General features: G+C 68.7%; 22 protein-coding genes. 2 read left to right on the forward strand and 20 right to left on the reverse strand.

Annotation, left to right across the window (positions count from 1 at the left end; translation table 11 throughout):
- The first annotated feature begins 36 nt into the window (after positions 1-36).
- Complete coding sequence (locus FOZ74_RS10735) at positions 37-1,164, forward strand: alcohol dehydrogenase catalytic domain-containing protein (protein ID WP_146913060.1); 1,128 nt, start codon at positions 37-39, stop codon at positions 1,162-1,164.
- A gap of 46 nt (positions 1,165-1,210) precedes the next feature.
- Here FOZ74_RS10735 and FOZ74_RS10740 read toward each other — a convergent pair whose 3' ends face one another.
- The 6 genes from FOZ74_RS10740 to FOZ74_RS10765 all read right to left on the reverse strand — a co-directional run bounded on the left by FOZ74_RS10740 (position 1,211) and on the right by FOZ74_RS10765 (position 7,967).
- Positions 1,211-2,002 (reverse strand): ABC transporter ATP-binding protein, encoded by a 792-nt coding sequence (locus FOZ74_RS10740; protein ID WP_146913061.1) that lies wholly within the window; start codon positions 2,000-2,002, stop codon positions 1,211-1,213.
- The gene (locus FOZ74_RS10745) at positions 1,999-3,264 is read right to left on the reverse strand and encodes an ABC transporter substrate-binding protein (protein WP_146913062.1); all 1,266 of its coding nucleotides are present in this window, start codon (positions 3,262-3,264) and stop codon (positions 1,999-2,001) included. The genes FOZ74_RS10740 and FOZ74_RS10745 overlap by 4 nt, the downstream gene beginning before the upstream one ends.
- A 64-nt stretch (positions 3,265-3,328) precedes the next feature.
- Positions 3,329-4,402, reverse strand: a complete 1,074-nt coding sequence (locus FOZ74_RS10750) for a branched-chain amino acid ABC transporter permease (RefSeq protein ID WP_146913063.1) — start codon at positions 4,400-4,402, stop codon at positions 3,329-3,331.
- Positions 4,403-4,415: 13 nt separating this feature from the next.
- A complete protein-coding gene (locus FOZ74_RS10755) occupies positions 4,416-5,294 on the reverse strand; it encodes a branched-chain amino acid ABC transporter permease (RefSeq protein ID WP_146913064.1) in 879 nt (292 codons plus the stop codon).
- Complete coding sequence (locus FOZ74_RS10760) at positions 5,291-7,249, reverse strand: AMP-dependent synthetase/ligase (protein ID WP_146913065.1); 1,959 nt, start codon at positions 7,247-7,249, stop codon at positions 5,291-5,293. Before FOZ74_RS10760 ends, FOZ74_RS10755 begins: the two co-directional genes overlap by 4 nt.
- A complete protein-coding gene (locus tag FOZ74_RS10765) occupies positions 7,239-7,967 on the reverse strand; it encodes an ABC transporter ATP-binding protein (RefSeq protein WP_255437569.1) in 729 nt (242 codons plus the stop codon). The genes FOZ74_RS10760 and FOZ74_RS10765 overlap by 11 nt, the downstream gene beginning before the upstream one ends.
- Positions 7,968-8,243: 276 nt before the next feature.
- On the opposite strand from FOZ74_RS10765, the gene FOZ74_RS10770 reads away from it, so the two are divergent.
- The gene (locus tag FOZ74_RS10770; protein ID WP_146913067.1) at positions 8,244-8,822 is read left to right on the forward strand and encodes a peroxidase-related enzyme; all 579 of its coding nucleotides are present in this window, start codon (positions 8,244-8,246) and stop codon (positions 8,820-8,822) included.
- Here FOZ74_RS10770 and FOZ74_RS10775 read toward each other — a convergent pair.
- The 14 genes from FOZ74_RS10775 to FOZ74_RS10840 all read right to left on the reverse strand — a co-directional run bounded on the left by FOZ74_RS10775 (position 8,812) and on the right by FOZ74_RS10840 (position 26,212).
- Positions 8,812-11,130 (reverse strand): CHASE2 domain-containing protein, encoded by a 2,319-nt coding sequence (locus tag FOZ74_RS10775; RefSeq protein WP_146913068.1) that lies wholly within the window; start codon positions 11,128-11,130, stop codon positions 8,812-8,814. The two genes, FOZ74_RS10770 and FOZ74_RS10775, sit on opposite strands and share 11 nt — an antisense overlap.
- A gap of 21 nt (positions 11,131-11,151) precedes the next feature.
- Positions 11,152-12,852, reverse strand: coding sequence for a FecR family protein (locus FOZ74_RS10780; RefSeq protein ID WP_146913069.1), 1,701 nt, complete (start codon positions 12,850-12,852; stop codon positions 11,152-11,154).
- Between the two features lie 34 nt (positions 12,853-12,886).
- On the reverse strand, positions 12,887-13,600 hold the full coding sequence (locus FOZ74_RS10785) for a response regulator transcription factor (RefSeq protein WP_146913070.1): 714 nt from the start codon (positions 13,598-13,600) through the stop codon (positions 12,887-12,889).
- Between the two features lie 89 nt (positions 13,601-13,689).
- Positions 13,690-14,985, reverse strand: a complete 1,296-nt coding sequence (locus FOZ74_RS10790; RefSeq protein ID WP_146913071.1) for a tryptophan--tRNA ligase — start codon at positions 14,983-14,985, stop codon at positions 13,690-13,692.
- 10 nt (positions 14,986-14,995) lie between these two features.
- The gene (locus FOZ74_RS10795) at positions 14,996-15,661 is read right to left on the reverse strand and encodes a site-2 protease family protein (protein WP_146913072.1); all 666 of its coding nucleotides are present in this window, start codon (positions 15,659-15,661) and stop codon (positions 14,996-14,998) included.
- 43 nt (positions 15,662-15,704) lie between these two features.
- A complete protein-coding gene (gene phoR / locus FOZ74_RS10800; RefSeq protein WP_146913073.1) occupies positions 15,705-17,051 on the reverse strand; it encodes a phosphate regulon sensor histidine kinase PhoR in 1,347 nt (448 codons plus the stop codon).
- 27 nt (positions 17,052-17,078) lie between these two features.
- Positions 17,079-17,801, reverse strand: coding sequence for a phosphate regulon transcriptional regulator PhoB (gene phoB / locus FOZ74_RS10805; RefSeq protein ID WP_146913074.1), 723 nt, complete (start codon positions 17,799-17,801; stop codon positions 17,079-17,081).
- The gene (gene phoU, locus FOZ74_RS10810; RefSeq protein ID WP_146913075.1) at positions 17,798-18,499 is read right to left on the reverse strand and encodes a phosphate signaling complex protein PhoU; all 702 of its coding nucleotides are present in this window, start codon (positions 18,497-18,499) and stop codon (positions 17,798-17,800) included. The genes phoB and phoU overlap by 4 nt, the downstream gene beginning before the upstream one ends.
- Before the next feature lie 144 nt (positions 18,500-18,643).
- Entirely contained in the window at positions 18,644-19,429 is a 786-nt protein-coding gene (gene pstB, locus FOZ74_RS10815; RefSeq protein ID WP_146913076.1) for a phosphate ABC transporter ATP-binding protein PstB, read from the reverse strand.
- A 5-nt stretch (positions 19,430-19,434) separates the two neighbouring features.
- Entirely contained in the window at positions 19,435-20,307 is an 873-nt protein-coding gene (gene pstA, locus FOZ74_RS10820) for a phosphate ABC transporter permease PstA (RefSeq protein ID WP_146913077.1), read from the reverse strand.
- A gap of 142 nt (positions 20,308-20,449) precedes the next feature.
- On the reverse strand, positions 20,450-21,400 hold the full coding sequence (gene pstC, locus FOZ74_RS10825) for a phosphate ABC transporter permease subunit PstC (protein WP_146914177.1): 951 nt from the start codon (positions 21,398-21,400) through the stop codon (positions 20,450-20,452).
- Positions 21,400-22,440 (reverse strand): phosphate ABC transporter substrate-binding protein PstS, encoded by a 1,041-nt coding sequence (pstS, locus tag FOZ74_RS10830; RefSeq protein ID WP_146913078.1) that lies wholly within the window; start codon positions 22,438-22,440, stop codon positions 21,400-21,402. The genes pstC and pstS overlap by 1 nt, the downstream gene beginning before the upstream one ends.
- A gap of 145 nt (positions 22,441-22,585) precedes the next feature.
- Entirely contained in the window at positions 22,586-25,252 is a 2,667-nt protein-coding gene (gene mdeB / locus FOZ74_RS10835) for an alpha-ketoglutarate dehydrogenase (RefSeq protein WP_146913079.1), read from the reverse strand.
- Positions 25,253-25,291: 39 nt separating this feature from the next.
- On the reverse strand, positions 25,292-26,212 hold the full coding sequence (locus FOZ74_RS10840; RefSeq protein WP_146913080.1) for a M14 family metallopeptidase: 921 nt from the start codon (positions 26,210-26,212) through the stop codon (positions 25,292-25,294).
- Between the last annotated feature and the right edge of the window lie 26 nt (positions 26,213-26,238).

Below are 26,238 nucleotides of genomic sequence, written 5' to 3' on the forward strand. Positions count from 1 at the left end.
GGCCCTGGCGCCATCGGCAGGAAAAGGAGACCAAAGATGAAGATGCGTGCTGCGGTATTGCGGCAGATGGGCCTGCCCGCGCCCTATGCCCTGAGCCGCCCGGTGCAGGTTGAAGAAGTGCAGCTGGACGCGCCCGGCGCCGGCGAGGTGCTGCTCAAGATCCGGGTGGCGGGCCTGTGCCACTCCGACCTCTCGGTCATCAACGGCGACCGGCCGCGCGTCATGCCGCTGGCGCTGGGGCACGAGTCTTCGGGCGAGGTGGTCGAAGTCGGAGCGGGTGTGAAGGACCTGCGCGTGGGCGACCACGTGGTGACCGTCTTCGTGCCCAGTTGCGGCGGCTGCGGGCCTTGCATGTCCGGGCGCCCGGCCCTGTGCGAGCCGGGTGCGCAGGCCAACACCCAAGGGCTGCTGCTGGGCGGCGGGCGGCGCCTGCACACGGAAGGCGGGGAGCTCAACCACCATCTGGGCGTGTCCTGTTTTGCCGAATACGCCGTGGTTTCCAGCCGTTCCTGCGTCAAGGTGGCAGAGGGCCTGAGCCACCGTGAGGCGGCGCTGTTCGGCTGCGCGGTGCTGACCGGCGCCGGTGCGGTGATCCACCGGGCGCGTCTGAAGGCAGGCGACAGCATTGCCATCGTCGGACTGGGCGGCGTGGGCCTGAGCGCGCTGCTGGCGGCGGTGGTGGCGGGAGCGCGGCGCGTCGTCGCCGTCGAGCCGGACGAGCGCAAACGCACGCTAGCACTGTCTTTGGGTGCCACCCGCGCGATAGATCCGCGCGCCGTCAAGGACAAGGCGCAGCTGCTGGCGGCGGCCGAGGGCCCGGTGGACGTCGGCTACGACACCGCGGGCGTGCTCGCCGCCTTTGAATCGGCGCATGCGCTCACGCGCCGTGGCGGCATGACCATCACTTCGGGCCTGCCCCACCCCCAGACCACCTTTGCATTGCCGATTTCGCAGCTGGTCGGCGAAGAGCGCGAAATCCGCGGCAGCTATCTGGGCTCGGGCGTGCCGGCGGTGGACATCCCGCGCTATATCGACCTGTATCGCGCCGGGCGCCTGCCGGTGGACAGGCTGCTGGGTGAAGCTTTCACGCTCGACCAGGTGAACGAGGGCTTCGACCACTTGGCCAGCGGTGCGGGCCTGCGCGACTGCATCGTGATGGATTGAGCGGTTCGATCACCAACAAAAAAGGGCCTGAAGGCCCTTCGTCGGCTCATGCCAGCCAGCGCTTGCGCCGACGGTAGTGCTTGACGTTGTGGTAGTCCACGCGCTCGCCGCCGCCCAGGTAGAACTCCTGGATGTCGGGGTTCTGCTTGAGCACGGCCGCTTCACCGCTCATCACGATGTTGCCGTTTTCGATCAGGTAGGCGTGGTCGGCCACGTTCAGCGCGGCGGTGGCGTTCTGCTCCACCAGCAGCACGCTCACGCCCTGGTTCTGGTTGATCTCGCGGATGATCGCGAAGATCTCCTTGACCAGCACGGGCGCCAGGCCCAGCGAGGGCTCGTCGAGCATGATGAGCTTGGGCTCGGTCACCAGGGCGCGGGCGATCGCCAGCATCTGCTGCTCACCGCCCGAGAGGTAGCCGGCCTTGCTGCGGATGCGCTCCTTCAGCCGCGGGAAATAGCGGTAGGCCTGCTCGCGCAGCTCGTCGAAGCTCTTCTTCGCGCCGGGACCGCGGTAGGCGGCCAGCAGGTTCTCGTCGGGCGTGAGATGCTCGAAGATGCGCCGGCCTTCCATCACGTGCACCAGACCCATGCGCACGCGCTCGGGCGGGGACAGGCTCAGGATGTCCTGGCCCATGAATTGCACCTCGCCGCGGCGCACTTCGCCGCGCTCGGGCGCGAGCAGCCCGCTGATGGTCTTGAGCGTGGTGGACTTGCCGGCGCCATTGGCACCGAGCAGGGCCACCATCGAGCCCTCCTGAACTTCCAGCGAGACGCCTTTGATGGCGAGAAACACCCGGTCGTAGGCGACCTCGACGTTGTTCAGGGAGAGCAGGCTCATTTCTTTTCCTTGGCCTTGGCCTGGTCTTCCTTGATCAGATCCCAGACCACGTCCTGGTAGGCGCTGCCCCATTCGGACTTGGGCGCCCAGCGCTTGCCGTCCCATTCGGAGATCAGGCCCTGGCCGCCGCCCTGGTGGTCTTGCGCCGTGATGGTCAGCGGCGGCATCAGGCCGTCGGCGGTATAGCCCTTGATCATCTCGAAACCGGCCTTGAGCTTCTCGCCCGTGAGCGGCCCGCCGCCGTTCTTCAGGGCGAGCGTGGCCGCCTCCACCGCGATCGCCATGCTGGCCACGCCGATGTTGTAGCCGCTCCAGCCCACGCGCTTCTTGTCGCCGCTGCCGTTGCCGGGGGTGATCACCTTCTCGATGATGCGCTTGAGGATGGGGTTGTCGCTGCCGGTATTCACCAGCGTCACGCGCTTGACGCCGACAACCTCGTTGCCCTTGAAGGCCGACATGTCGCTCTCCGACAGCCAGAGCACGGAGTGGATGTCCTTGGGCGAAATGCCGTTGGTCACGGCGCCGCGGATCGACACCGCCTGACCCGGGCCGGCGCCCCAGATGATGATCTTGTCAGGGCGGTTCTTGCGCACCTCGCTCCAGGTGGCCGCCTGTTCGGTGCCGGGCACGGGGTAGGGGTAGAGCTTGAGTTCGAAACCCTTGGTCTTGGCCACGCGCTCGAGCAACTCGATGGGCTCCTTGCCGAAGGCCGAGTCGATGTGCACGAAGGCGATCTTCTTGCCCTTGAGGCCCCCTTCGTGCTCGTCGATGTACTTGAGCAGCAGCGCCGCCTGCGAGCGGTAGATGGCCGCGGAGGGGAATACGTAGGGGAAGGCCTGGCCGTCGGCAGCGTCGGCGCGGCCGTGGGCGAAGGCGATCATCGGCAGGTGGTCTTCGTCCACGCGCGGCATCAGCGCGTTGGCCACGGGCGAGCTCAGGAAGTCGAAGAACACGGCTCCGGCCGCCTTGGCTTCGTTGTACTGGGCAATGCCGCGCTCGGGGTAGCTGGCGTGGTCCTTGATGATGAGCTTGATCGGGTGGCCGTCCACGCCGCCCTCCAGGTTCACCAGCTTGATGTAGTCCTGCTGGCCCTGGCTGTATTCGTCCGTCAGGAAGGTGTAGACGCGGGTGAAGTCCAGCAGCGTGGCGAACTGGATCGGGTCCTTGCCCTGGGCCCAGACGGGCAGGGTGGCGCCCAGGCCCGCTGCGGCAGCGGCCCCGAGCACGGTGCGGCGGCTAAGCGCCAGGTCGGTGTGTTTCATCGCGTATGTCTCCTTAGGGTGGTTGGCGTGAATGAACTCGAAACGGAGTGCCGGGCGCGGCGCTTCAGCTCTGGGTGTGGCGGAAAGGCCAGACCAGCAGGTATTTGCGCGCGTTGTCGTAGATCTTGGCCAGCCCCAGCGGCTCGAACAGCAGGAAGCCGATGATCATGGCGCCGTAGAGCATGAGCGGGATGTGGGCCATCATCGAGGTGGAAATGCTCAGCCAGCCGGTGCCCGCCAGCCAGGCGATCAGGTTGAGCAGCACGATGGGCACGAGCAGCACGAAGCCCGCGCCGAGAAAGCCCCCGATGACGCTGCCCAGTCCGCCCACGAGCGCCATGGCCACGAGCTGGATAGTCACGTCGAAGTTGAATTGCGAGGGCGTGACCGCCTTGTAGAAGCAGAACGCCAGGATGGCGCCGGTCACGCCGCCGAGGAAGCTGCTGACGAAAAAGGCCAGCAGCTTGTAGCGGAAGATGTTCACGCCGATCACTGCGGCGGCGAAGTCCTTGTCGCGCACGGCCACCAGCGCGCGCCCCAGGCTGGTGCGCTTGATGTTCAGGATCAGCAGCGTGACCACCACCATCCACGCCAGCGCCAGGTAGTAGCGTGCCGCGAGGCTCTCCAGCGGGACGAACAGAAAGCGCACCTTGGGCGTCTGCAGCGTGGCCACGGCCCCGCCCGAGATGGCGGTGACGTTGACGATGACCCAATCCACCAGAAATTGCATGGCCAGCGTGGCCATCACCAGATACAGGCCCTTGACGCGCAGCGCGGCCGCGCCAAACAGGCAGCCGATGACGGCGGACATCAGCCCGGCGCACAACAGCGCCAGCTCCAGCGGTACGCCGAAGCGCGTCAGGTGGATGCTGGTGTAGGCGCCGATGGCCATGACCGCGGCAAAGCCGAAGTGCAGCTGCCCGGCCATGCCCATGAGCAGCGTGAGCGAGAGCGTGGCGGTGCTGAAGATCAGCCAGGGCAGCATGTAGCTCGACAGGTACAGCTGCGACATGTACAGCGGCGCGGCGAGCGCCAGCACCAGCAGGATGCCGACCTGCCAGCGGTCGGCCGGAATCGGCCAGAGCTGGCGCGTCTGGCTGTAGCGCGTGTGGTGGACACCGGAGAGGCGATAGAACATGGCGGGGTCTCGGTCAGATGCGTTCGATGTCTTCGCGGCCGAACATGCCGTAGGGCCGGATCAGGATGGTGAGCAGGATCACCAGCGAGGTCACCACGTCGCGCGTGCTGCCACCCACCATGGAGTCCACGTAGCCCGGGATCACGCTGCCCAGGATGCCGATGATCAGGCCACCCAGCAGCGCGCCGACGATGCTGTCGATGCCGCCCAGGATGACCACTGCCACGGCCGGAAAGAGCAGGGCGGTGAGCGACCAGTCCACGCCCTGGGCAGCGCCCCACATGGTGCCGCCCGCGACCGCGCACAGGCCGGCCAGGCCCCAGGAGATGGCTACCGCGCGCTCCACGGAGATGCCCACCGACCAGCTGGAGACGTGATCGTCCGAGACGGCGCGCAGCTTGGTTCCGAGGCGGGTGCGGAAAAACAGCAGTGCCAGCACCACCAGCGCCAGCGCGATCAGCGCACCCACGGCATAGGTGCGGTTGGCCAGGATGTCGCCCATGATGAGTGGCGCCAGGCCGACGCCGATGTCAAGCTGCTTGGGCTCGGTCCCGAGCAGGCCGGGGCCGAAGCCGCGCAGGAAGACGTCCAGCCCGAGGGTCAGCATCACGATCATGATGATGGGCTGCCCGACCATGGTGCGCAGCAGCACCCGCTCTATCAGCAGGCCGAAGACGAACATCACCACCAGCGCCGCCATCGCGGCGAGCCAGATCGGCAGGCCCCATTCGGTGAGCTGCCACACCGCGTAGCCGCCCATCATCACCAGCGCCCCCTGCGAGAAATTGAGTACGCCCGAGGACTTGTAGATCAGCACGATGCCCAGCGCCACCATGCTGTACATCAGCCCGGTGAGCGCCCCGTTGACCAGCAGTTCGAGAAAGTAGCTCATGCGTTCACCCCGCTGCCGGCCGGCACGTCACGGATCGCCAGCTGACGCTTGATGACACCCGATTCGCCCGTCTCGTATGTGATGGTTGCTATCGATTCCACGCTGCTCTGGCCTGCGTAAATGGCTTCGATGATGTCGGCATAGTGCTCGGCGATCACTCCGCGGCGCAGCTTGCGCGTGCGCGTGACTTCGCCGTCGTCCGGATCGAACTCCTTGTGCAGGTTGACGAAGCGGTGTATGCGCGTGCCCTGGGGCAGCCTGGCATTGACCGAGGCCATGAGCCCGGCCAGCAGGTCGTAGACGCCGCTTTGCTGCGACAAGTCGGCGAACGAGGTGTAGGCCACGCCGTGCTCCTGTGCCCAGTGGCCGACGGCCTCCCAGTCGATGGCCACCAGGGCCGCAAGGTAGTCGCGTCCGTCGCCCAGCACGCAGACGTCCTTGATGTAAGGGCTGAACTTGAGCTGGTTCTCGATGAAGGTGGGGATGAAGCGATCGCGTGCCCTGGTGTACACCACCTCGGAGACGCGTCCCAGTACCACGAGCTGACCGTCGTCCTCCAGGTAGCCGGCGTCGCCGGTGTGCAGCCAGCCGTCCTTGAGCGATTCGGCGGTGGCGGCCTCGTCGTCGAAGTAGCCGTCGAACACGTTGCCGCCGCGCACCAGGATCTCGCCGCTGTCGCTGATCTTGAGTTCCATGCCCGGGAAGGGCTTGCCCACGGTGTGCAGCTTGACGGTATCCAGGGCCTGTGCGGCGCACAGCGCGGAGTTCTCCGTCTGGCCGTAGAACTGGCGCAGCGGCAGGCCGAGCGCACGAAAAAACAGGAAGATCTCTTCGCCTATGGCCTCGCCCGCGGTATAGGCATGGTGGGCGCGCGCCAGGCCGAGCTGGTCCTTGATCGGCCCATAGACCAGCAGCTCACCCAGCGCCCGCATCAAACGCTGGCCGGCACTGGGTTCGCGCCCCTTCAGGCGCGCGCGCTCGATTTCGATGGCCAGCGGCATGAAGCGCCCGTAGAGCCAGCGCTTGAGCGCGGTGGATTCGGCGATGCCCACCTGCACGCGGGTGAGCATGGTGGACCATGCGCGCGGCGAGGTGAAGTACACCGTGGGCGCGATCTCGCGCAGGTCGCGCTGCACCGTCTCCTGCTTTTCCGGGATGTTGACCGAAAACTGAAGCGCCAGCGCGGCGGCGATGGTGAAGATGAAGTCGCCGACCCAGGCGATCGGCATGTAGGCCATGTGCGTTTCGCCGCGGTCGAAATAGCCGGCGGCGGCCGCGCTGCGCACCGCGAACAGCACGTGGCGGTGCTTGAGCGGTATGCCCTTGGGCGCACCCGTGGTGCCCGAAGAGTGCAGCAGGATGGCCACGTCGTCGGCGCGCGGGCGGTTCTGCAGCGCGTTGGCAAGCGTCGGTTCGGCCGCCAGGCGCTCTCTGCCGCGACGCAGCAGCTCGGTGAAGGCCATCACGCCCTCGGGCTCGTGACCGACCAGGCCGCGCGGGTCGTCGTAGATGATCCATTCGAGCTGAGCATGCTGCTGGCGCAGCGCGACCAGCTTGTCCACCTGTTCCTGGTCTTCGGCAATGGCAAAGCGCACCCCCTCGCGCGCAAGCTGGCCGAGCAGCTGTTCGGGCGTGAAGTCGGGGTAGGCGGGCGAGGCAATGGCGCGCAGCGCGATGGCGCCGAGCATGCCGAAATACAGCGCCGGCCGGTTGTCGCCCACGACCAGCACTTTTTCGTGTTCGGCCACGCCCAGCTGCTCCAGGCCGGCCGCCGCTTCCAGCACCTGCTGCAGGTAGGCCTGCCAGCTGGTCTCCTGCCAGATGCCGCGGTCGCGCTCGCGCATGGCCACCTCTGCGCCATGCGCCCTGGCGTTGGCTGCGAGGATGGCGATCAGGTGATCGTTCTGGTCGCCGGCCGCGCCCGGCGCGGGGTTGGATGGCTGCTCATGCCGCATCGCTCACCCCTCCGATGTAGGCCGCGATCACGGCCGGATGGTTCACCGCTTCGCGCACCGGCCCCTGCGCGATCATGCTGCCGTTGTTGAGCACCAGCGCGCGGTTGCAGATGGCGGTGATCACGTCCATGTGGTGTTCGATGATGAGGATGGTGAGGTTCAGCGCTTCCTTGGCGTCCAGGATGAAGCGCACGATGTATTCCTTCTCTTCCTGGTTCATGCCGGCCATGGGCTCGTCCAGGATCAGCATGCGCGGCTCGGCGGCCAGCGCGCGGGCCAGCTCCACGCGCTTTTGCATGCCCAGGGGGATGACTTCCACCGGTTCGTCACGCACGCTTTCGAGCTGCAGCAGGTCGATGATCTCCTCGACCTTGTCGCGGTTGCGGATCTCTTCCTTCTCGGCCCACCACCAGTAGAACAGCGAGGCCAGGGCGCTCGGGTGCATGAAGGCGTGGCGCCCCATGAGGATGTTGTCCAGCACGCTCATGCCCTTGAACAGCGCCACGTTCTGGAAGGTGCGCGCGATGCCCAGCGAGGCGATGCGGTGCGGGCGCACGCCGTTGATCTTCTGGCCTTCGAAATGGATGCTGCCCTGCTGCGGCGGGTAGAAGCCGGTGATGGAATTGACCAGCGTGGTCTTGCCCGAGCCGTTGGGCCCGACGAGGCCGAAAATCTCTCCCTGATCGACCGCCAGCGACACATCGGTGAGGGCGCGCACGCCGCCGAACCAGCGGCTGATGTTTTCGCAGCGCAGAACCGGCTGGCCCGGCGATGGCGTAGGTGCTGGATGGCCCAAATCTGTCTCCGTTGGCTGAACGCGCCACGGGGACCGGGGCGCCGCAATGTCCATGGGGGCTTACGTTAGCGTCAATTGCCGCGCGGGTGTGTGGGTGTAAACCCCGGGAAATGTCTGGCGGGCGACAGTCTCGCGCGAGGTCGCTGGGTAAGGTTCGATACTTGAGCCCCACGCCAACCAACCCTCAGGAGAAGCGCCATGCACCAGCCCGACTACCTCACCGCGCTTGACCTTCCGGTGCCGGCAACGTCCGAGCTCGATGAGGACATGCGCCGCTACTTCGAAGTCTGCCAGGAAAAGCTCGGCATGGTGCCCAACGTGCTGCGCGCGCTGTCCTTCAACCAGGACAAGCTGCGCAACTTCGCCAACTTCTACAACGAGGTGATGCTGGGCGATTCGGGCCTGTCGCGCCTGGAGCGCGAAATGATCGCGGTGGTGATCTCATCCATCAACCACTGCTATTACTGCCTGGTCTCGCATGGGCAGGCGGTGCGCAAGCTCTCGGGCGACCCGACGCTCGGCGAGCTGCTGGTGATGAACTACCGCAGCGCCAAGCTGTCGCCGCGCGAGCGTGCGATGCTGGACTTCGCGACCAAGCTCACCGAGACGCCGGCCAAGGTGCAGGAGGAGGACCGCCAGGCGCTGCGCGACGCCGGCTTTTCCGATCGCGACATCTGGGACATCGTGTCCGCCACGGGCTTCTACAACATGACCAATCGCATGTCTACCGGCGTGAGCATGATGCCCAACCTCGAGTACCACGGGCTCAACCGCTGAACCTTTCCGCGCCCGATGCCGGCGCCGCGGGCAGCAACAGCAGGAATTCGCTGCCGCTCTCGCCGTCGCTGCGCACCCGGGCCGCGCCGGCGTGCCGGCGCATGGCTTCCTGCACGAAAGCCAGGCCCAGGCCGAAGCCTTCGGGCTGGCTGGGCCCGGGCGAGGGCAGGCGTTCGAAGACGTTGAAGATGCGCTGCTGCTGCTCGGGCGCGATGCCCGGGCCGTGGTCGCGCACACCGATCTGCCAGCAGCCCTGCACCGCGGTGAGGGAGCATTCGATGTCCGTGCGTGCGTTCGTGAACTTGATGGCGTTGTTCAGCAGATTGGCGATGGCGCGCGTGAGCATCTGGCGGTCGCCCTCGAACGGGGCTTGCGCCGGGGCCCGGACAATGCGCACCTGCACCCCGCGCGCCTGCGCCTGCGCCCAGCTTTGCTGCACCGCTTCGTGCAGCAGCGCCACCAGGTCCAGCGCCTCGCGGCGCAGGCTCTGCGTCTGCGCGCTGGCCAGCTCGGTGAAGTCCTGGGCCATGGTGAGCAGCGAGCGGGCGTGGCGCGCGATGCGCGCCCGCAGTTGCGCTTCGGCCAGCGGCTGCGGCAGGCTGTGTTGCATCTCCAGCAGCGTCAGGATGGCGCTGGCGGGGCTGCGCAGGTCGTGCGATATGAAACGCAGGGCCTGGTCGCGCTGCTCCTGCGCCTGGCGCATCTCGGTCAGGTCCACCAGCGTGATCAGCCAGTGCTGCTGCTCGGCCTGCGCAAAGGTGCTGGTCAGCATCAGCCAGCGCCGGCCCTGGGCGTCGCGGCCTTCCTGGGGCTTGTGCAGGTGCTCGGTGCCCGGTGGCCAGCTGGCCAGCAGGGGCGCGCCGCTGGCCGGGTGCACCAGCCCTGCCAGCACCTGCGGGAGCGTCTCGCGCAGCAGCGGCCGGGCCGCATCGGCAAAGACGTCGGCGGCCTGCGTGGCCAGAGTGATGCGCCCGGCCGCGTCGCAAACGAAGGTCGGCGATGGCAGGTGTTTCAGGCTGTCGGCGATGTAGTGGTGCAGGCTGCGCAGCTGGCGCGTCGCCGCTTCCACCGCATGGATGCGCTGGCCGAGCCGGTCTGCGCCCAGGCGGCGCGCCGTGTCCTCGGCCGGCCCGGCCAGGCCCTCCCGGTGCAGCGCGGCCAGTTCACGCTGCAGGAAGCGCGCCGCAAAGCTCAGGCGCCGCCAGCTCCACAGCGGGTAGGCGGCGGCGATGCCGACCAGCGCGCCCGAGGGGCTCCATTGCAAGCCCCAGAGCGCGGGCGCGAGCAAGGCCAGTGTCAGCGTGAGCAGTGCCAGTCCGATGCAGGCCAGCAGGCTGCCCAGCGGACCGAACAGCCAGAGCCCCATCAGCGCCGCCGCGACGGCAGCCAGGTTGAGCGCCAGCGTGGCCCCGGTGCCGGCGCTGGCGATGCCTTGCCCCGAAAGTTCCGTATTGAGGGCGTGGGCGAGCAACTGCACCCCGGCGATGCGGCTGGCTCCGATGCCGGCCGGGATGGCGTAGTGGTCGCCCAGGCCGGTTGCGGTCGCGCCGATGAGCACGTATTTGCCGGCGAAGGCGTCGGCGGGGATGCGACCGGTCAGTACGTCGATGTAGGAATGGCTTGCAAACGCCGGGTCGCCGCGGGCGAAGACGAGCTGGCGCGGCTGCAGCCGCGTCCAGGGGCCCTTGCCGGCTTCGGCATGGCCGCGGCAGGCGGGGTCTGCCTCGCCGGCGGCGCAGCGCAGTGCCCTGCTCAGGTGCGGCCAGGCGGCGTCGGCCGGACCCTCAAGTTCGTAGATGCCGCGAGCGACGCCATCGCTGCCGATCTGCACCTGGACATGCCCGAGCTCGGCCGCCGCCGCGGCAAAAATCGGCAGCGGCAGGTCGGGCACGGTCAGGCCGCCCGGGCCGCGGCGCGCCACCGGCAGCACCAGGTGCGCGCTGCGCGCGATCGCGCGTGCGAGCAGCAGGTCGTCCTGCGGGTATTCGGGGTCTTCCTCGCCCAGTAGCACGTCCAGGCCGATGGCGCGCGGCCGCTGCGCCGAGATGCGGCCGATCAGCTCGGCATGCAGCGCGCGCCGCCAGGGCCAGCGGCCTATGGCGGCGATGCTGCGGTCGTCGATGGCCACCAGCACGATGTCGGTGCGGGCCGGCGGCGCCAGCAGCCGGGTGCCGAGGTCCTGCACCAGATAGTCCAGCCGCGGCAGGCTGGCGCGGCTGCTTACCAGCGCGGTCAGACCCAGCAGCACCGCGGCCAGCAGCAGCCATTCGCGCAGGTAGGCCAGCCGGCGTGGCAGCGCCCTGGTCATGGCCGTGCGCTGGCGCGTGCCTCAGGGGCGCTGTACCGCAGTGCCATCGCCGCTGGTGATGGCCTGGCCCGCGGAGCTGCGCAGCGGCGCGATCACGCTCAGCACATGGGGGGCGGAGAACGCGCTCTCCAGGCCCGAGGCGTCGATGCTGCGCAGCCGCACGAAATAATGGCCGGCGGGCAGGGCCGCGGCGGACCAGGTGGCCTGCTCCAGTGTCTCGTCGACCAGCAGGGTGGCGAAGCCGGCCTCGCGGGCCAGTTGCAGCCGGTAGCGCTGACCTGGCCGGGCCGGCCAGCTCAGCACGGTAGCCGCGTCGGCGGACTGCCTGCTGCGCAGCGCGTCTGCGGATGGCGCCTCGGGCAACAGGGTGAAGCCCTGCGGCTCGGCGTAGGGCCCCTGGTCCCAGCGGCCATCGTCCAGAGCGCGCAGACTGGCCATGCGCCACAGGTAGCGCCCCGGCGCCAGCGTCGGCGTGAGCGCCTGGCAGTCGCCGTCGCTGGTGGCGTCGAACAGGGGCGCGTCGAAGTCGGCGTTGGTGGCCAGCTGAATGCGATAGCGCGCCGCTTCGGCGACGCGCGTGCATTGCAGTTGCACCGTCGGGCCAGTGAGGTGCGCGTCCCGCTGCGGGCTCTGGTAGAGCGGTGCGATCGGGTGCGCCTTCACGGTGAACTCGGCTTGCGCTCCCTGGCCGGGCAACCCGTGGGTGTCGATGGCGCGCACCGCCAGGTGGTAGTTGCCGTCCGCCACCGCCGGCAGGCTGAGCTCGGGCCCCGGCGCGGTGGCAGCGCGCACCACCTCGGTCAACTCGGGGTCGCGGGCAAGCTGTACCTGGTAGGCCCGGGCGCCTTGCACCGGGGGCAGCTTCAGGCGCAGGAAGTCAGCGTCGTGGGCATGGCTGGGCAGGGCGCGCGCATCGGGCGCCGCGAGCAAGGCCACGGGCGCCGCGGCCCGGCCGCTGGCATCGACCACCGCACCCCAGCCGTGCTGCAGCAGCGCTTCGCCGCCTGCGCGTTCACCGCCTCGCACCGCGACCATGCCCTCGGAGACCGCGGTGAGCGTGCGGCCCGCCGCATCCGTCTGAACCGAAAACCGGGTCCCGCGCACGCTGGCGGTGGCATGGGGCGTGTGGATGTCCAGTTGCTGCTGCCCGGCCGGATCGGGGGTGACGCTGGGCTCGAGCCTGCCGCGCTGCAGCTCCAGAACCGAACGTGCGCTGCCTGGGCGCGCGCGCTTGCGCAGGCGCTGCAGCTGCAGATCGGAGTCGGCGTGCACGCGCACGATGCTGCCGTCGCTGAGCCGTATGCTCAGGTAGGCGTCCGGCCCCAGCTGCAGCCGCGTGCCTTCGGGCAGTTCGGCGTCCGCCGCGACGGGGCTGGTGCTCTCCTTGCCGGGAAGCGCGGCCTGGGCGTCGCCGCGCACGTACTGCACTCTCGCGCTGGCCCAGGGCTGCAGGGTCCGTGGAATGTGCAGCACGCTGCCCGGCTGCAGGCGCCGCGGGTTGGCGATGCGATTGGCCTGCGCCAGCGCGGGCCACTGCGCGGCGTCGTCCAGGTAGCGCGCGGCCAGCGCATGCAGGGTGTCGCCGCGTACCACCTGGTGGGTGAGGTCCTGCGCGCCGGCCAGCGTCTGCGCCGCCAACGCCTGGGGCAGAGCCCACGTCAGCGCCGCCAGCGCCGGCCAGGCGGCCAGCGCCTTGCGTGGGGGTCGCGTCCTTGTGCTCATGTTCTCTCCGTGGTGCAGCGCCGGGGCCGGACCGCTAGGGTTGGGCGGCGCACGCCGGCTCGGGGTCCGGCACGCGCTCGAGCCGGTAGCCTATGCCGTAGACGGCGGTGATCACCAGGCCGCTGGCCGGCTGCAGGTCCAGCAGCGCGCGCAGGCGCGAGATGTGGGTGTCGAGCGAGCGCGAGATCACTCCGGCGCTGTAACCCCAGACGGCCTCGCGCAGATGGTCGCGCGAAAGCAGGCGGCCCATGTTGGTGAACAGCAGCAGCGCGATGTCGTATTCGCGTTCGCTCAGGGCCAGGGGCTGGCCATCCATCTCCAGGCGGCGCCGGTCGGCGTGAAAGCGGTAGCGGCCAAATTCCAGCGTCGATTCCTGGCTGTGGGGCCAGGCCCGGCGCAGCAGGGCGTTCAGGCGGGCGTTGAACTCGGCCAGGCGTACCGGCTTGGTCATGTAGTCGTCGCCGCCGCTGGCCAGACCGCGAACCAGGTCGGCCTCGCTGTCGCGCAGGGTGACGAAGAGGATGGGCATGTCGGCCCCGTACTGCGTGCGGATCTCGCGCACCAGGTCGGGGCCGTCGGCATCGGGCAGCTGCCAGTCGACGATGAGCAGGTCGAAGGTCTCGCGGCGCAGATGGCGGCGCAGCGCCTCGGCGTCGGCAAAACCGTGGAAGCCATGGTTTTGCGCGCCAAGCGCCTTGGCATAGAACTCGAGCTGTAGCGGGTCGTCGTCCACCGCAGCAATGCGCATGCTGGCATCTCCTGATTAGAGTGTTTTATGCCTCTGGCGCTTGTCCTGACTGTGCTTACAGCTATGGAATGAAGAGCGATTCTATGGGTTCAATCCACCACCAGCGCTTCAAGGGCAGCCGCGATGGTAGCAAGCGCCACCCCGGGGGCCGCCGCTGCGCCGGCCGGCAGGGCGGTGAGCGAGCCCGCATCCTGGCGCAGCTGGGCGATCAGGCGGGCGGCGTCGCGCGGCGCCGCGAAACCCTCGCTTTGCAGCAGCAGCGCACCATCGGGCGCAACCAGCTTGAAGTAGAACCTGCCATCCTTCTCGCGGTATTGCTTGAACTGCGGCAGCTCGGCGGTGGCCGCTTTGGGTTTTGCCGTCGCCGAGCGCGGGGCGGCTTGCAGCGGACGCAGGCCGACGGCGCTGCGCAGGCGCAGCAGGAAGGGGTGGGAGAGCGCGCGTGCGCGTTCGCCACCGGCGCGCAGCACCGCTTCCACCTGCTCGGGGTGGGCCATGAGGTCTTCGTAGCGTGCGCGCATCGGGGTCAGTTCCTTGTCCACGCGCTCGAACAGCAGCTGCTTGGCCTCGCCCCAGGCGATGCCTTCGGCGTAGGCGCGGCGCATGGCCTCGGTTTCTTCGGGCGTGGCGAAGGCCTGGTAGATCTGGAACAGCGCCGAGCCTTGCACCTGCTTGGGTTCGCCCGGCGCGCGCGAGTCGGTGACGATGGTGGCGATCAGCTTCTTGAGTTCGGCGCGCGTGGCAAACAGCGGGATGGTGTTGTCGTAGCTCTTGCTCATCTTGCGGCCGTCGAGCCCCGCGAGCGTGGCCACGTTTTCTTCGATGGCCGCCTCGGGCAGCGTGAAGTGCTCGCCGTAGAGGTGGTTGAAGCTCGCCGCCATGTCGCGCGCCATCTCGATGTGCTGCACCTGGTCGCGCCCCACGGGTACCTTGTGCGCGTTGAACATCAGGATGTCGGCGGCCATCAGCACCGGGTACATGAACAGGCCGGCGCTCACGCCGTCGTCGATCTCGCGCCCGGCCTCGCGGTTCTTGTCCTGCGCCGCCTTGTAGGCGTGGGCACGGTTGAGCAGCCCCTTGCCCGCCACGCAGGTGAGCAGCCAGTGCAGCTCGGGGATTTCCGGGATGTCGCTCTGGCGGTAGAAGGTGACGTGCTCGGGGTCCAGGCCGGCGGCGAGCCAGCTGGCGGCGATCTCCAGCGTGGAGTGGTTCACGCGCTCGGGCTCCTGGCACTTGATGAGCGCGTGGTAGTCGGCGAGGAAATAGAAGCTCTGCACCGCCGGGTTTCGGCTGGCGGCCACCGAGGGACGGATGGAGCCGACGAAATTGCCCAGGTGCGGCGTGCCCGAGGGCGTGATGCCGGTGAGAAAACGGGTGATGGACATGCGAAAAAAGTCAGTTGAGCAGGGCTACGATGGGTGTGATGAGCCAGTGGATGAGCGCGTAGCCGAACTGCATCAACGGCATCAGCCACCAGGTGCCGACCACGCCCACCAGGACCAGCGCCATGACGATGAAGAAGCCGTAGGGCTCCAGACGCGCCACCATCTGCGCCTGGCGCCAGGGCAGCAGCCCCACGAGCACGCGCCCGCCGTCGAGCGGGGGCAACGGAAACAGGTTGAAGGCCCACATGACGAGGTTGGCGAGGATGCCGCCCTGAGCCATCTTGACGAAGAAGACCTCGCTCACGCCCAGCGCCGCGTAGAGCACCAGCAGCAGCGCCCAGCCTATGGCCTGCGCCAGGTTGGATGCGGGGCCGGCCAGCGCTACCCAGACCATGTCGCGCTTGGGGTTCCTCAGCGCGCCGAAGTTGACCGGCACCGGCTTGGCGTAGCCAAAGAGAAAGCTGCCGGCGGTGGCGAAATACAGGAACAGCGGCATCGCGATGGTGCCGATCGGGTCGATGTGCTTGAGCGGATTGAGCGTGATGCGCCCCATCCTCTCGGCGGTGTGGTCGCCGAAGTGGCGCGCGGCGTAGCCGTGGGCTGCCTCGTGCACCGTGATGGACAGCAGCACGGGCAGGGCGTAGATGAGGATGGTCTGGATGGTGTCGGCGTTCACGGGGCGCGATTGTCTCAGACGCGGCCCCGTACCCTGGGGCCGATCAGGATCCGGAGCTCGTGCCGGAGACCAGGCGCTCCGAGGGAAACACCAGAGCGAATTGCGATCCTTCGCCGAGCGTACTGCTGATTTGCAGTTGGGCGCCGTGGCGCTGCGCCACGTGCTTGACGATGGCCAGGCCCAGGCCGGTGCCGCCGTGCTCGCGGGAACGGTCGCGATCGATGCGGTAGAAGCGCTCGGTCAGGCGCTGCAGGTGCTCGGGGGCGATGCCGGGGCCGTCGTCGCATACCGCCAGGCGCGCGCTGCCATCGGCTTGTCTTTCCCAGCTCATCGCGATACAGCCGCCCGCTGGCGTATGGCGCACGGCATTGGCCAAGAGATTGGACAGGGCGCTGTGCAGCTCGCTGGGCGCGCCCGCGATGGCGCCGGCATCGACGAGCTGTTCGGGCGCGGGAAAGCGCCAGCGATGGGGCGCCTGGTCCGCGGGCAGCAACTGGCGCGACAAGGCGCGGGCTTCCTGGCCGCAGCGCGTGAGCAGCTCGTCCACCGGCGTCCAGTGGTCCAGCGGCGGCGGCGTGTCCGCTTCCAGGCGCGAGAGCGTGAGCAGGTCTTGCACCAGGTCGCGCATGCGCCGCGCCTGCCCGGCCATCAGATCGAGGTAACGTGCGCGCTCGGGGGGCTGCAGCGCCAGGGTCTGCAAGGTTTCAACAAAGCCCGCGAGCACCGTGAGCGGGGTGCGGATTTCGTGCGAGACGTTGGCGACGAAGTCCCGGCGCATGGCCTCCGCCTGCTCCAGTGCGGTGATGTCGCGCGAGAGCATCAGCCGCTGGCCGTCGCCGTAGGGGTACAGATGCACCGACAGCCGTACCGGGTGCGCGGGCGTGCTCTCGCGTCCATTCAGCACCACGTCGCCCGTGAAGTCGCCCGTCGCCAGGTAGCCGCCGAAGGCCGGGTCGCGCAGCAGGTTGGCGATGGACTGCATGTGGTCGCGCTGGGCATCGAGGCCGAAGTGCTGCGCCGCCATCTGGTTGCACCACTGTATGTGCCCTGTCGCGTCGAGCAGCAGCACGCCGTTGGGCGAGGCTTGCAGCGCGGCGAGGAAGGTGTGCAGGCGTTGCTCGCTGGCGGCGCGTTCACGCGCTTTCTCGTGCAGGAGGCGGCGCACGCGATCGAGCGCTTCGCCCCATGCGCCGCCGAGGCGCGTGCCGGGCGCGCCTTCGCCCTGGCGCAGCCACGCCAGCGCCCGGGTGGCGCGCCATGCATCCCGCACGAACCAGCCGCAGGCCAATGCCATGACGGCGATGAGCGCCACCCAGGGGCCGCCCAGCCAGGCGCCGATCAGCGCACCCATCGACAGCGATCCAAGGAAAAGGAAAAAGCGCCCGGTCATGATGCAAGGAGAGGGGCCAGCGTGCGGTCAGGGCGCGGCGCCAGCTTCCGCAGCCGGTGTTGGCGGCTGCGCCGTCAGCCGGTAGCCGCTGCCGCGCACGGTTTGCAGCATGCAGGCAGCGTCGCCCAGGGCCTCGCGCAGGCGCTTGACGTGCACGTCCACCGTGCGCTCCTCGATGTACACCTGATCGCCCCAGACGCCGTCGAGCAGCTGCGCGCGGCTGTGCACGCGCTCGGCGCGGCCCATCAGGTAGAGCAGCAGCCTGAATTCGGTCGGGCCGAGCTTGAGCGGCGCGCCCGACAGGCTGGCCTGGCGCGTGCCGCTGTCCAGGCGCAAGGCGCCGAGGACGAGGGGCTCGCCCGCGTGCTCGGGCGCGCGCCTGCGCAGCACCGCGCGGATGCGTGCCAGCAGCTCGGCGGGGGAGAAGGGCTTGACGATGTAGTCGTCCGCGCCCGCTTCCAGTCCGGCGACCTTGTCCGCCTCGTCGCCGCGCGCGGTGAGCATCAGGATGGGCACGAGGCGGGTGCGCGCATCTTGACGCCAGCGGCGCGTGAGCCGCAGACCGTCCTCGCCGGGCAGCATCCAGTCCAGCAGGATGACGTCGGGCAGGGCGGCGTCCACCTCGCGCCGCGCCGCGAGCCCGTCGGCGGCGATGACCGGCTCGAAGCCGTGGTGGCGAAGGTGCACCGCGATGAGTTCGGCGATCGCCGGTTCATCCTCGGCCACCAGGACGCGTGTGAACGGTTTCATTTCAGTGCCGATTCAATGTCCTGCAGAGCGGTGTGGCGCACGTCCTTGCCCTGGACCAGGTAGATGATGAGCTCGGCGATGTTCTTGGAGTGGTCGCCGATGCGCTCGATCGCCTTGGCCAGGAAGAGCAGATCCAGGCTCGCCGAGATCGTGCGCGGATCTTCCATCATGTAGGTGATGAGCTTGCGCACGAAGCCGTCGAATTCACGGTCGATCAGGTCGTCCTCCTTCAGGATCGCCAGTGCGACCTGCGTGTCCAGGCGGGCGAAGGCGTCCAGCGCCTTGCGCAGCAGCCCGGAGGCGAGATCCGCGGCCAGGCGCAGGTCGCTGGTAGGCAGCGCGCGCGCCGAACCGGCCTCGATGATGGAGCGCACCATGCGCGCCATCCGCTCGGCCTCGTCGCCCATGCGTTCCAGGTTGGCGGTGGCCTTGGAGAAGGCCATCAACAGGCGCAGATCGCGCGCCGTGGGCTGGCGCCGCGCGATGATGGTGATCAGCTCGTGGTCGATCTGCACCTCCATCGCGTTGACGCGCTGCTCGATCGCCTGCACCTGGGCGACCGCCTCCAGGCTGAACTGCGACAGCGCCAGGATGGCCTGGCGGATCTGTTCCTCCACCAGGCCCCCCAGCTCCATCACGCGGGTGGAGACGGTACTGAGTTCGCTGTCGAACTGGGTGGAAAGGTGTTTGTCGGTCATGGTGCGTCCAGAGTGTTGCGGTATCTGCTCCTTCCCCCTTTGGAGGAAGGCGGGGATGGGGGCTGGCCATGCATGGCGGGGGCGCCAAGCCAGCGCCGCTGGCCCCCGCCCCTGCCCTCCCCAAAGGGGGAGGGAGTCAAAGAATCAGCCAAATCTTCCGGTGATGTAGTCCTCGGTTTCCTTGCGCTCGGGCTTGAAGAACATTCGCTCGGTGGCGCCGAACTCCACCACTTCGCCCAGGTACATGTATGCGGTGTAGTCGCTCACGCGCGCGGCCTGCTGCATGTTGTGCGTGACGATGACCACGGTGTAGTCGTTCTTGAGCTCGGCGATCAGTTCCTCGATCCTGGCAGTCGATATCGGATCGAGCGCCGAACAGGGTTCGTCGAGCAGCAGCACCTCGGGTTGCGCGGCGATGGCGCGCGCAATGCACAGGCGCTGCTGCTGGCCGCCCGACAGGCCCGCGCCGCTCTGGCCGAGCTTGTCCTTGACCTCGTCCCAGAGCGCCGCCTTCCTCAGCGCCCGCTCGACGCGCTCGTCCATGTCGGCGGCGTTCAGGCGTTCGAAAAGCTTCACGCCGAAGGCGATGTTGTCGCGGATCGACATCGGAAACGGCGTCGGCTTCTGGAACACCATGCCGACCCTGGCGCGCAGCAGCGCGACGTCCTGCCGGCTGGTGAGCAGGTCTTCGCCGTCGAGCAGCACCTGGCCGCTGGCGCGCTGCTCGGGGTAGAGCTCGAACATGCGGTTGAAGGTGCGCAGCAAAGTGGACTTGCCGCAACCCGACGGGCCGATGAAGGCGGTGACCTGCTTGGGCGGCACGTCCAGATTGATGCCCTTGAGGGCCTCGAACTGGCCGTAGTGAAAGCGCAGGTTGCGCACCGCCAGCTTGGCGTTTTGGGGCGACTGCGCGGCAGAGGGCTTGGACATGGAAATCATTTCCTTCGCGTCAGCACGCGGGCGAGGATGTTGAGCGCCAGCACGGCCAGGGTGATCAGGAGCACGGCCGCCCAGGCGAGTTGCTGCCAGTTTTCGTAAGGACTCATCGCGAACTTGAAGATCGTCACCGTGAGGCTGGCCGTCGGCCTGGACAGGTCGGTACTCCAGAACTGGTTGTTCAGCGAGGTGAACAGCAGCGGCGCGGTCTCGCCCGCGATGCGCGCCAGCGCCAGCAGCACGCCGGTGACGACGCCGCTGGCGGCCGCGCGCAGCGTGATGCGGCCGATCACCTGCCACTTGGGGGCGCCCAGGGCGTAGGCGGCCTCGCGCAAGGCGGCGGGGACCAGGCTCAACATGTTTTCCGTCGTGCGGATGACCACCGGAATCACGATCAGCGCCAGCGCCATGATCCCGGCCCAGCCGGAGAAGCTCTTGAAGCGCGCGACCACCACCGCGTAAACGAACAGGCCGATGACGATGGAGGGTGCCGACAGCAGGATGTCGTTGACGAAGCGCACTGCGCTCGCCAGCCAGCTCTTGCCGCCGTATTCGGCCAGGTAGACCCCGGCCATCACGCCCACCGGCGCGCCGATGGCCGTCGCCAGGCCCACCATCAGCGCCGAGCCCGCGATGGCGTTGGCCAGCCCCCCGGCCTCGTTGGGCGGTGGCGTCATTTGCGTGAAAAGCTGCAGGGACAGCCCACCCAGGCCCAGGCGCAGCGTCTCCCAGAGCAGCCAGGCGAGCCAGAACAGACCGAAGGCCATCGCCGCCAGCGACAGGCCGAGGGCGATGCGGTTGACGCGGCGGCGGAGCGCGAAGCTGGCCTGGCGCAGGCGGGCCAGTTCGTTGGTATTCACGGCGCTGGTCATGCGGTTGTGCGTTGATGCTCCCTCCCCCTTTGGGGGAGGGCAGGGGTGGGGGCCAGCGCTTTGGCGTGGCGTTCGCGCAGGTCGGGGCGGGCCCCCATCCCCACCTTCCCCCAGAGGGGGAAGGAGCAGAAACCGGAAGCCTTCATGCGCGCGCTCCTTCGCCTTTTTGCAGGCGGTTGAGCAGCAGCCTTGAGAGCGCCAGCACGACGAAGGTGATGAAGAACAGCACCAGGCCCAGGTAGATCAGCGAAGCCTGGTGCAGGCCTTCGCCAGCCTCGGCGAATTCGTTGGCCAATGCCGAGGTGATGGAGTTGGCCGCCTCGAACAGGGAGAACGACTGGAACTGGTTCATGTTGCCGATCACGAAAGTGACCGCCATCGTCTCGCCCAGCGCGCGGCCCAGGCCCAGCATCACGCCGCCGAGCACGCCGACCCTGGTATGGGGCAGCACCACTTTCCACACCACCTCCCAGGTGGTCGCGCCCAGGCCATAGGCCGATTCCTTGAGCAGGGTGGGCGTGAGCTCGAACACGTCGCGCATGACCGAGGCGATGAACGGAATGATCATGATCGCCAGGATGATGCCGGCCGACAGGATGCCTATGCCCACGGGCGGCCCCGCCACCAGCGCGCCCAGCACGGGCACGCCGTTGAACAGCGCTTGCAGCGGCTGCTGCACCCAGGCGGCGAGGATGGGGCCGAAGACCATCAGGCCCCACATGCCGTAGACGATGGAGGGCACGGCGGCCAGCAGTTCGATGGCCGTGCCGAGGGGCCGCCTGAGCCAGGCGGGTGCGAGTTCGGTCAGGAAGAGCGCGATGCCGAAGCTCACCGGCACGGCGATCGCGAGCGCGATGAAGGAGGTGGCCAGCGTGCCATGGATCATCGCCAGGCCGCCGAACTCGCCCGCCACCGGGTCCCACTGGCTGCGCGTGAGAAACGACAGGCCGTAGCGCTCGATCGCCGGCCAGGCGCCGACCACGAGCGAGGCGAGGATGCCCAGCAGCAGCGCCAGCGTGAGCAGCGCCGCCGCGCGCGCGGCGGCGGCGAAGCACCGGTCTGCCAGGGTCTGCAGGCGCGGCAGCCGCTGCATCACGGAAGCGCGATCGCCTTGCCCGCGGCGTCGGTGATCCGGCTCCAGGATTGCCGGATCACGCCCTTGACCGCATCGGGCATGGGCACGTAGTCCAGCGCCGCCGCCGAGGGGTCGCCCTGACGGTAGGCCCAGTCGAAGAATTGCAGCACCGTGGCGGCTTGTGCCGGTTGGTCCTGCGTCCGGTGCATCAGGATGAAAGTTGCGCCGGTCAGCGGCCATGCACCCGGCCCCGGCTGGTTGGTCAGTATCTGGTGGAAGCTCTGGCTCCAGTCCGCCGAGGCGGCAGCCGCCTTGAAGGCCTCGTCTTTCGGCGCCACCCAGGCGCCGGCGGCGTTTTGCATGCTTACCCAAGCCATCTTGTTCTGCTTGACGTAGGCGTATTCCACGTAGCCGATGGCGTGGGGCAGGCGAGCCACGAAGGCCGCGACGCCCTCGTTGCCCTTGCCGCCCGCGCCCGTGGGCCAGTTCACCGCCGTGCCCTCGCCGACCTTGGCCTTCCAGTCGGCATTCACCTTGGAGAGATAGTTGGTGAAGATGAAACTGGTGCCCGAGCCGTCGGCGCGGCGCACCACGGTGATCGCGGCGTCGGGCAGGGCGAGGTCGGGGTTGAGCGCCTTGACGGCCGGGTCGTCCCAGCGCGCGATCTTGCCCAGGTAGATGTCGCCCAGCACCTGGCCCGTCAAGCGCAGCGCGCCGGGCGCGACGCCCTTGAGGTTGACCACGGGCACCACGCCGCCGACCACGGTGGGGAATTGCACCAGGCCTTTGCTGTTCAGGTCGGCGTCGGTGAGCGGCGCGTCCGAGGCGCCGAAGTCCACCGTCTTCGCCTCGATCTGGCGCAGCCCGGCGCCGGAGCCGACCGACTGGAAGTTGATCCTGACGCCGGTTGCCTTGTGGTAGTCGGCGGCCCACTTGGCGTAGAGCGGCGCGGGGAAACTGGCCCCGGCGCCGGTGGCTTCCTGTTGCGCCAGGACCGGGGTGGCCGCCGCGGCGCACAGCAGGGCGCTCAGGAGGAGATGTTTGATCGATGCGTTCATCAGCTTGGGCCTTCAGCAGGCGGTGTGGTTGACGCGGCCGATGATGCAGGCGCCATGTGACAGTGGCGTGACAGGATGGGACGATCTGGCGAAGCTTGGCGCCGACGTTGTTTTTGGATGCAAAAAATGGCTCTGGCGCCCGTGGCTATTGCGCTGCCAGCTCTTGATCCAAGAGCATTTGGCGCGCCGCATCAGCCATGTGGGCGGCATCGACGCCGAAGTGCGCGCGCAGCGCGGCGCGGGTGTCGCTGCGGCCAAAGCCGTCGGTGCCCAGCGTGCGGTAGCCGCGCCCGGCGGGGAGGTGGGCGCGCACGCTCTCGGCCACGCTGCTCACGTAGTCGCTGGCGGCGACGATGGGGCCTTGCGTCTGCGCCAGCACCTGGGCGAGCCAGGGCGCGGCGCCGCTGGCCAGGCAGGCGCGGCCGTCGCGTGCGAGTTCACTCCAGCTCGTGACGCTGAGCACGTCGGCCGCAATGCCGTCTTGCGCCAGCAGCTCGGCCGCCTGGAGCGCCTCGGGCAGGATCGCGCCCGAGGCCATGAGTGTGGCATGTTTTGTGAATGAAATCCGGCTTTCACGCCCGTCCAGCAAGCGCTGAGAGCTCTGGAACAAATAGCAGCCACGCACCACGCCTTCGCGGGCCTCGTCGGGCAGATCGGGCTGGGCGTAGTTCTCGTTCATCAGCGTGACGTAGTAGAAAACGTCGCGCTGCTCGGCCAGCATCTCCTGCATGCCGTGCTGCACGATCACGGCGAGCTCGCCGGCGAACGCCGGGTCATAGGCCTTGCAGTTGGGCACCGTGCTGGCCACCAGGTGACTGCTGCCGTCCTGGTGCTGCAGGCCTTCGCCCGCCAGCGTGGTGCGCCCGCTGGTGGCGCCGAGCAAAAAGCCGCGCGCGCGCTGGTCGGCGGCGGCCCAGATCAGGTCGCCCACGCGCTGGAAGCCGAACATGGAGTAGTAGATGTAGAAGGGCAGCATGGCCAGACCGTGCACGCTGTAGCTGGTGGCGGCGGCCGTCCAGCTTGCGAGCGCTCCGGCTTCGCTGATGCCTTCTTCCAGGATCTGGCCATCGCGCGCCTCGCGGTAGCTCAGGATGGAGCCGATGTCCTCGGGCGCATAGCGCTGGCCCACGTCGCTGTAGATGCCCACCTGCTTGAACAGATTGGCCATGCCGAAGGTGCGGGCCTCGTCGGCCACGATGGGCACCACGCGCTGGCCGAGCTGCGCGTCCTTGAGCAAGGCGCCGAGCATGCGCACGAAGGCCATGGTGGTGCTCATCTCCTTGCCCTGGGCGTTCAGGGCGAACCTGGCCCACTGGTCGACGGGCGGTACGGGCAGCGGCTCGCACGCCGTCTGGCGCCGGGGCAGATGACCGCCGAGCTTTTCGCGGTGCTCGCGCAGGTAGCGCATCTCGGGGCTGTCGTCTGCGGGCTTGAGAAAGCGCAGGTTCACCGCTTCCTCGTCGCTCAAAGGCAGGTTGAAGCGGTTGCGAAATTCGATCAGCGCGGCCTCGTCCAGCTTCTTCTGGCTGTGCGTGGTCATCTTGCCCTGGCCCGCCGTGCCCATGCCGTAGCCCTTCTTGGTCAGTGCCAGGATGACGGTGGGCTGGCCTTTGTGCGCGCAGGCGGCAGCGTAGGCGGCGTGGATCTTCACCAGGTCGTGGCCGCCGCGCTTGAGGCGGTCGATCTGCTCGTCCGTCATGCCCTGCGCCAGGGCCTGGAGCTCGGGGTGCTGGCCGAAGAAGTGCTCGCGGTTGTAGCGCCCGTCCTTGGCGGCGAAGGTCTGCATCTGGCCGTCCACCGTCTCGCCCAGGGTGCGCACCAGCGTGCCGGTGAGGTCGCGCGCAAACAGCCCGTCCCAGTCGCTGCCCCACATCAGCTTGATGACGTTCCAGCCGCTGCCGGTAAACAGGCGCTCCAGTTCGTCGACGATGCGCCCGTTGCCACGCACCGGGCCGTCCAGGCGCTGCAGGTTGCAGTTGACCACCCACACGAGGTTGTCCAGGCGTTCGCGCGAGGCGAGCGTGAGTGCGCTGGTGCTCTCGGGCTCGTCCATCTCGCCGTCGCCGAACACGCCCCACACGCGCCGCGTCGCGGTGCGTCCCGTGGCGGCGTTGCGGCCACCGCAGTCCAGCAAGCCGCGGTCGCTCAGGTAGTGCATGAAGCGCGCGTGGTAGATGCTGCTGATCGGCCCCAGGCCCATGGAGCCCGTGGGGAACTGCCAGAAGTCCGGCATGGACCAGGGGTGCGGGTAGCTGCACAGCCCGCGCGCGCCTTCGCTGGGCGCGGTGATCTCCTGGCGAAAGTGCAGCAGGTCGTCCTCGCTCAAAAAGCCTTCGAGGAAGGCGCGCGCGTACACGCCGGGTGCGCTGTGCGGCTGGAAGAACACCAGGTCGCCCCGGTGCTGGCCCGCGCCCAGGCCCTCGCGCGCATGGAAGAAGTGGTTGAAGCCGACCTCGAACAGGTCGGCCGCGCTGGCGTAGCTGGCGATGTGCCCGCCAAGCTCCCCATAGGCCTTGTTGGCGCGCACCACCATGGCCAGGGCATTCCAGCGCATCAGCGAGCCCAGGCGCTCTTCCACCGCCAGGTCGCCGGGGAAGGCAGGTTGCTCCTGCGCGGCGATGGTGTTGACGTAGGGCGTGTTCAGGTCGGGTTGCCAGCCGATCTGCCGGGCGTGCGCGCTGCGCACCAGCGCGTCGAGGATGAAGCGCGCGCGCTCCGGGCCGTGCGTCGCCATCAAGGCCAGAAAGCCGTCGCGCCATTCGGCGGTTTCCTGTGGATCGATGTCGGTGGCGGGTGGCGGATCGAGTGTCATGGCAAGGCCTTGGAGCAGGGCGGGCGGCGCACCATCGTGCTACGCCGCCAGGATGAATTCAAGCGCCGCATTCGCCGCCGCGACCTGCGCGGCCACGCATTCGGCGGGGGTGGTGCGCGCGCTGTCGGGGTAGACCTCGGTGGTGCAGGTGGCGCGGGCAGCGCTCACGCTGGTGCACAAGCCCCATGCGCGCAGCGGGTAGCGGATGACGCCGGGCGCCACCACCGGGCAGCCGATGATTTCGCCCTTGTCGTCGGCCGGGGCGATGTGCGTGACGCGCGAGACGGCCTCGATCACCGCCCGCTGCAACGCGGGGCAGGGGGCTTCGGTGTCGTCGACCACGTAAAAGCCGTCGGGGATGGTGCCGGGCTCGAAGGCCTTGCCGTCGCGTGCGGCCAGCGCCGGGCGAAATTCGGTTTCGTCGCTGTCGGTGGTTTCGTGCAGGTCGATGTGGGCGCTGAACTGGCCCGCGTATCGGGCCACCAGCGCTTGCAGCGCGCGCGCTTCCTGCGCCGGGCTGTCCGCGCGGAAGGACCGGTTGGGATCGACCGCATCATGATTCCAGCGCTGCACGTGCTCCCAGCCCCAGGGGCTGACGCAGGGCGCGATGAGCAGGTTGGCGCGGCCCGCGTAGCGTGGCGCATGCGCGTCGGCAAAGGCCAGCGCGCCGAGCACGCCGCTGGTCTCGTAGCCGTGCACGCCGCCGGTGACGAGCAGCGTGGGGCGGCCCGCCTGCCAGTCGCTGCTGGCCAGCGCATGCACCGGGTAGCGGTCCTGGCCGTAGACGAGCTCGCCATAGGGCAGGCATGCGAGGCCGGCACGCGGGCGCAGCACCTCGCGCAGCACGTCCTCGGCGTAGCTGCGCTGGCGCCGCTGGCGGGTGCGCCATGCATGGATTTCAGCGGGGCCCCAGGGCTGGCCGGGGCTGCCCAGGGGATACGAGGAGGCCAGGGCGGTCATCGTGGGTCTCGGGACGTGCTTGGTTT

The sequence above is a fragment of the Comamonas flocculans genome (assembly GCF_007954405.1).
Taxonomy (GTDB): domain Bacteria; phylum Pseudomonadota; class Gammaproteobacteria; order Burkholderiales; family Burkholderiaceae_C; genus Comamonas_C; species Comamonas_C flocculans.